The organism is Stutzerimonas stutzeri (assembly GCF_000935215.1).
Lineage (GTDB): Bacteria > Pseudomonadota > Gammaproteobacteria > Pseudomonadales > Pseudomonadaceae > Stutzerimonas.
Map to the genome: position 1 here is coordinate 1 of NZ_JXXD01000058.1, position 4,929 is coordinate 4,929.

Genomic DNA, 4,929 nt, shown 5'->3' on the forward strand with positions numbered 1-4,929 from the left:
TGGCTACCTATTGAGCTCCGGGAGGCGTCCATATAAGTTTCCCTAGGCTGACAAGCCAAGCGCTGGATCGCAACCATCCATCACCTTATCCAGCTAGATCTGCCTCCTCCAATAAGTGCCGCACAAATCCCGGCGGGTGCAGATTTCCGGGAGGTTTGCGCCAGATCAGTTGGAGACGCTTTTCAAGCCCCGGGATGGGAAGAGCTACCAGCGCGCCACTGCGAACTTCGTCTTGTACTGCGGAAGCCATCACCAACGACACGCCGAGTCCCGCCCTCACTGCTTGTTTGACTGCCTCGGTGCTGCCTAGCTGCATACCGCTGCGAGGCACGCCCAGTTCGCCAAAGTATTCGGTCAGAAGCCGTCCGGTACCGCTACCCGGTTCACCTCCCAGCATCGGCAGGTCCACCAGACGATCACGTTCTATGCACCCTGCTTCAGCCAGCGCATGGTCGGGGCTGACGATAAGCACCAGCGGCTCGACCCGCCAGAGGCGGTGTTCGAAGTCGGGGTGAGGTAGCCACCATTCCATGATCGCGGCGTCGAGCTGGCCCGCCAGTAGCTGGTCGGCCACATCCGGGTTGGCGGCGATGCGCAGATCCACCTCGCCCCTCTCATTTGCGGTCGTCAGATAGTTGCGCACGAATGGCTGGAGAAGGTAGGTGCCGATGTTGGAGCTGGCCCCGACGCGCTCACGATTGCCATGCAGGGCTTCTAGCGCCCGGGCGTGCATGTCGAGCAAGGCGGTCGCATGCGGCATGAAGGCCAGCGCCCGTGTGGTAGGCTGGCAGCCGCTACGACTGCGCTGCACCAGCGTTACGCCGACCTGCTCTTCAAGCTTCTGCAAGTGCTGCGACACCGTCGGCTGGGCCAGCCCCAACGCCCTCGCCGCGCTCTGAAAACTGCCTGTTTGAACGATCGCTACCAGGCTCTTCAGCCAGACCGGATTCAACATGCGGCAGGCTCGGCCTTGGGCAGACGGTTCGCAGCGTTGATTGGGCGCGCCCCTGCCAATACCTGGATGATGTTCTGCGCTGCACAACGTTCAATCTCCAGGCGCACCGCGCGCACTGCCGACCCTATGTGCGGAGTGAACAGCGTATTCGGATGCGCGAGCAGCGCAGGATCGATCAGCCGCGGCCGGTCCGCGCGAGCCCAGTCTTCCATTTCGAATACATCCGCCGCATACCCGCCGAGCTGGCCTCGCTCAAGCGCCGCGAGCACGGCGGCTTCATCCACTACCGAACCACGACAGGGGTTTACAAGCAGAGCGCCCGGCCGTACGAGGGCAAGCAGCTCGGCGTTGACCAGATGCTGGGTATCGGCATTCAAGGGAAGCGCCAGCAGGATGAAGTCCGAGCTGGCGAAGAGTTCGCTGCACGCCACCTGGCGCAGGCCGAGCCGTTGCTCGGTTTGTGTATCCAGAGCCTTCGCCTCGTGGTACTGCAGGGTCGCGCCCCATCCCTGCAAGCGATCAGCCATGGCCAGTCCGATGGCGCCCATGCCAAGGATGCCGACCGTAGCGTTATCCAGCCCCGTGCCGTAGAACTGTGGTTGCCAGCCCTGGAACTCGCCAGAGCGGACGAACGCATCTGCTGCCCGCAGATGCCGCCCCAGCCCCACCGCCAGTCCGATCGCCAGCTCGGCAGTCGGGACCGTCAACAGATCAGGCACGAAGGTCAGCCAGACCCCGCGGGCAGTACAGGCGTCCACATCGAAATTGTCGAAGCCCTTGAGCGCGCAGCCGACTACACGCAGCTCAGGGCAGGCTTGAAGAAAGTCTGCATCGACCCGATCGGGCATGAACGCCATCATCGCCTGAGCATCGCGGCAGCGGCGCAGAATTTCCTCGCGCGTCAGCGTGCTGTCGGTCTGGTTGGTCATCAGCTCGCAATGTGGCGCCAGCAGTTGCAGGATCTCATCGTGTACTCGGTGAGTTATAACGAGTTTCGGCAGCATGGTTTGTCCTATTTGAAACGTTTGCGCAGCACGCCACTGAAGGCGTCTACTAGCGTGACCATGGCCAGGATGACCAGCAGGATTGCTGCAACCTCCTGGTACTGCATGATGCGCAGCGAGCCCATGAGTTCGAAGCCGATACCGCCGGCGCCAACCATGCCCATCACGGTGGAGGCGCGAAAGTTGTATTCCCAGCGGTAGATCGCCACGTCGGCGAACTGCGGCGTCACCTGTGGCAAAACCGCGTGCAGCAGCACTTGCATCGGCGTAGCCCCCGCCGCCCGAGCGGCTTCCACCGGCGCTTCGTCGACGTGCTCGATGGCCTCGGCGAAGAACTTGCCGACCATGCCGACCGAATGCAGACCCAGGGCAAGCACGCCCGGCAAGGCGCCGAACCCTACGGCTGCAACGAAGATGATGCCCATGATCAGCTCCGGCACCGACCGCAGGGCATTGAGCAGCACCCGGGCAACACCGAACACAAGGGGGTGCGGCGCCGTATTGCGCGCTGCAACGAAGGCCACCACCAGCGAGAACACCACTGCGATGGCCGTACCGGCGATGCTCATCGCCAAGGTGTCGATCAAGGGGCGAATCCAGCTTCGATAGCCCGAAAAGTCTGGCGGCATGGCCTCGCCTGCCAGGGTCGCGATGGAGGGCAGCCCGTTCAGCAGCGTGGTGGCATCGAGCAGCCCCACGTACCAGCAGGCCAACAGCACCACTCCGAATACAATCGCCACCTGCCCCAGCTGGCGCCACCAACCGAGGCCGAAGCCTCGAAGGATGTGCTCGCGTTGCTCTGCAGGCAGCGCCTGCACGTCGTAATGAGTAGACATATCGGTGCTCACATCGTGGCGAAGTCGAGGCCGAGCAGCGATCCCATGTTGCGGATCACATCGTAGTCGGCGTCGGTGATTGGCGCGAAGGCCTCGGCCTTGAAGTTGCGCAGCACTTCGGGATCGTCGATACCGACGAATACATCCCGCACCTTGGTTTTCAGCTCGGGGCTCAGGTTCGAGCGCATCGCCCAGGGGTACTGGGGGTATTCGCCGCTGTAACCAAGTACTTTCACCTTGCTCGGATCGATTAGGCCACGTTCGGCTACGTGATTGAAAATTACCTCCGACAGCCCACCCGCATCGGCGTTGCCGTTCGCCACGTTGACGGCAACGGCGTCATGCGTGCCCACAAAATGTTGTTCGTAGTCCTGCCCACCCGTCAAATCGGCCGTCTCAAGAAGCACGGTTTTGGGAATCAAATGGCTGGACGTCGATGCCCGGTCACCATAGGCCATCTTCTTGCCCTTAAGGTCGGCATACTCATTCACGCCTGACGCCACATTGGCGATAATCACCGAGCGATAGGTCGGCTTGCCGTCGATGACCATGGCAGCGAAGGGCTCGATGTCGCTTTTGCTTTTGGCCATGACGTAGGACAGCGGACCGAAATACGCCAGGTCGATACGGCCAAAGCGCATCGCCTCAATCATCGAGGAATAGTCGGTGGTTACGATCAGCTGCACCTTCTTGTCCAGATGCTCTTCCAGATAATCCTTCAGCGGCTGGTTACGCTTGATCAGCTCGGAGGCGTTTTCGTCCGGCAGCAGGGCAACCTTTAGCACATCCGGATCGGCATCGGCCGCTAGGGCGGACAAACTTGAAACAGCGGACAGCAAGCAAGTCAATAAGAGCGCGGATAAGCGTTTCATCGGGACATCTCCAGTGAAGGTTCGAGCATGACAGGTGGTTCAGCCGGAGCATTCGCTGGCTGAGTCGTAGAGCGGCCTGCATAGATGCGCTCAAGCTGCGCATCGGTGAGTTCCGAGGGCGCGGCATCGAAAACGATCTGAGAATCGGCCAGCCCGACGACGCGATCGGCGAAGCGGCGGGCATATTCGAGTTGATGCAGCGAAACGATGGCGGTGATGCCGTCTTCCTTGCAGATGTCGCGCAGCAATCCGAGAACACGGACCGAAGTGGCCGGGTCGAGACTGGCTACCGGCTCATCGGCCAGAATGATCGCCGGCTGTTGCGCTAGCGCACGCGCGATGCCTACCCGCTGCTGCTGGCCACCGGACAGTTTGTCCACCCGGCTTAGCGCCTTGTCTGCCAGACCGACCCGAGCGAGGCAACTGAGCGCAATCTCCTGATCGGCACGCGGCAGAGGAAACAGCGAGCGGAGCGTGTTGTGAAAGGCCAGCCGACCGGTAAGCACATTAGCCAGTGCGCTTTGACGTTCGATTAGCTGGTGGTGCTGAAAGATCATGGCGGTACGCCGACGATGCTGACGCAAGGCCGAGCCGCTGCCGAGTTCACCGAGTTCGCTGGTGACACTGCCGCCAGTGGGCGTGACGAGTCGATTGAGACTACGGAGCAAGGTCGACTTGCCTGCGCCCGAGAGACCAAGCAGCACGGTGAACTCACCACGCCGAAATGCAATCGAGGTATCGCGTAGGGCTGTCACGCCGCCTGGATAGACGACGCTCAACCGGTCGACCCGCAGCACGGCGTCCTGTATCGGATGGGGCGTCATTTGATCACCTTTCGCAATATTGCTGGCCGCACAATTGCGGTTCGCGATGCAAAGGGTAGAAATTCCTTGTTAACGCACTGCTTCTAAAGGATGACATTTCGATGAATACTTCGAATCTGCCGTAGCGGGGCGGCAAGCGAAGCCGTGGAAGAACGGGCGCAACGTAGCGTCTTTCTTCACGCGGGATACAGGAGGCTTTGATTGATACTGCTGCGGATTCGCTACAGTAACGTTGGGCCAGAACGTAATGCCATCCAAGCAAGAGAGCGCACACTAGCGGACTATAGGAGACATTCTATTCTTGCCCGTCGATTGACCTAGGCCGTTATGTGGCTGGTCGAAACCTTCAGGTGCCGCCCAACTAGACGTCTGTTGTCGCGCCCAGCTTAATGCTAGGGAAACTTATATGGACGCCTCCCGGAGCTCAATAGGTAGCCA

The 4,929-nt window shown here is 60.8% G+C and carries 5 protein-coding genes; all 5 read right to left on the bottom strand.

Features of this window, described 5'->3' with window-relative positions:
- Window positions 1-85: 85 nt before the first annotated feature.
- The 5 genes from LO50_RS07770 to phnC are packed head-to-tail and all read right to left on the bottom strand — an operon-like array spanning window position 86 to window position 4,491.
- Window positions 86-955: a LysR family transcriptional regulator gene (locus LO50_RS07770; protein WP_010466239.1), complete on the bottom strand. Its 870-nt coding sequence runs from the start codon at window positions 953-955 to the stop codon at window positions 86-88.
- The gene (gene ptxD, locus LO50_RS07775; RefSeq protein WP_003118429.1) at window positions 949-1,959 is read right to left on the bottom strand and encodes a phosphonate dehydrogenase PtxD; all 1,011 of its coding nucleotides are present in this window, start codon (window positions 1,957-1,959) and stop codon (window positions 949-951) included. The genes LO50_RS07770 and ptxD overlap by 7 nt, the downstream gene beginning before the upstream one ends.
- Window positions 1,960-1,967: 8 nt before the next feature.
- Window positions 1,968-2,795 (bottom strand): phosphonate ABC transporter, permease protein PhnE, encoded by an 828-nt coding sequence (gene phnE / locus LO50_RS07780; RefSeq protein ID WP_010466252.1) that lies wholly within the window; start codon window positions 2,793-2,795, stop codon window positions 1,968-1,970.
- A gap of 8 nt (window positions 2,796-2,803) precedes the next feature.
- Window positions 2,804-3,667: a phosphate/phosphite/phosphonate ABC transporter substrate-binding protein gene (phnD, locus tag LO50_RS07785; protein WP_010466255.1), complete on the bottom strand. Its 864-nt coding sequence runs from the start codon at window positions 3,665-3,667 to the stop codon at window positions 2,804-2,806.
- Window positions 3,664-4,491, bottom strand: a complete 828-nt coding sequence (gene phnC / locus LO50_RS07790) for a phosphonate ABC transporter ATP-binding protein (protein ID WP_003118432.1) — start codon at window positions 4,489-4,491, stop codon at window positions 3,664-3,666. The genes phnD and phnC overlap by 4 nt, the downstream gene beginning before the upstream one ends.
- Window positions 4,492-4,929: the final 438 nt, after the last annotated feature.

What these genes read in the sequence shown, in the direction of transcription:
- LO50_RS07770 (WP_010466239.1), bottom strand. Translation starts at nt 955, where the DNA reads ATGTTGAATCCGGTCTGGCTGAAGAGCCTGGTAGCGATCGTTCAAACA.
- ptxD (WP_003118429.1), bottom strand. Translation starts at nt 1,959, where the DNA reads ATGCTGCCGAAACTCGTTATAACTCACCGAGTACACGATGAGATCCTG.
- phnE (WP_010466252.1), bottom strand. Translation starts at nt 2,795, where the DNA reads ATGTCTACTCATTACGACGTGCAGGCGCTGCCTGCAGAGCAACGCGAG.
- phnD (WP_010466255.1), bottom strand. Translation starts at nt 3,667, where the DNA reads ATGAAACGCTTATCCGCGCTCTTATTGACTTGCTTGCTGTCCGCTGTT.
- phnC (WP_003118432.1), bottom strand. Translation starts at nt 4,491, where the DNA reads ATGACGCCCCATCCGATACAGGACGCCGTGCTGCGGGTCGACCGGTTG.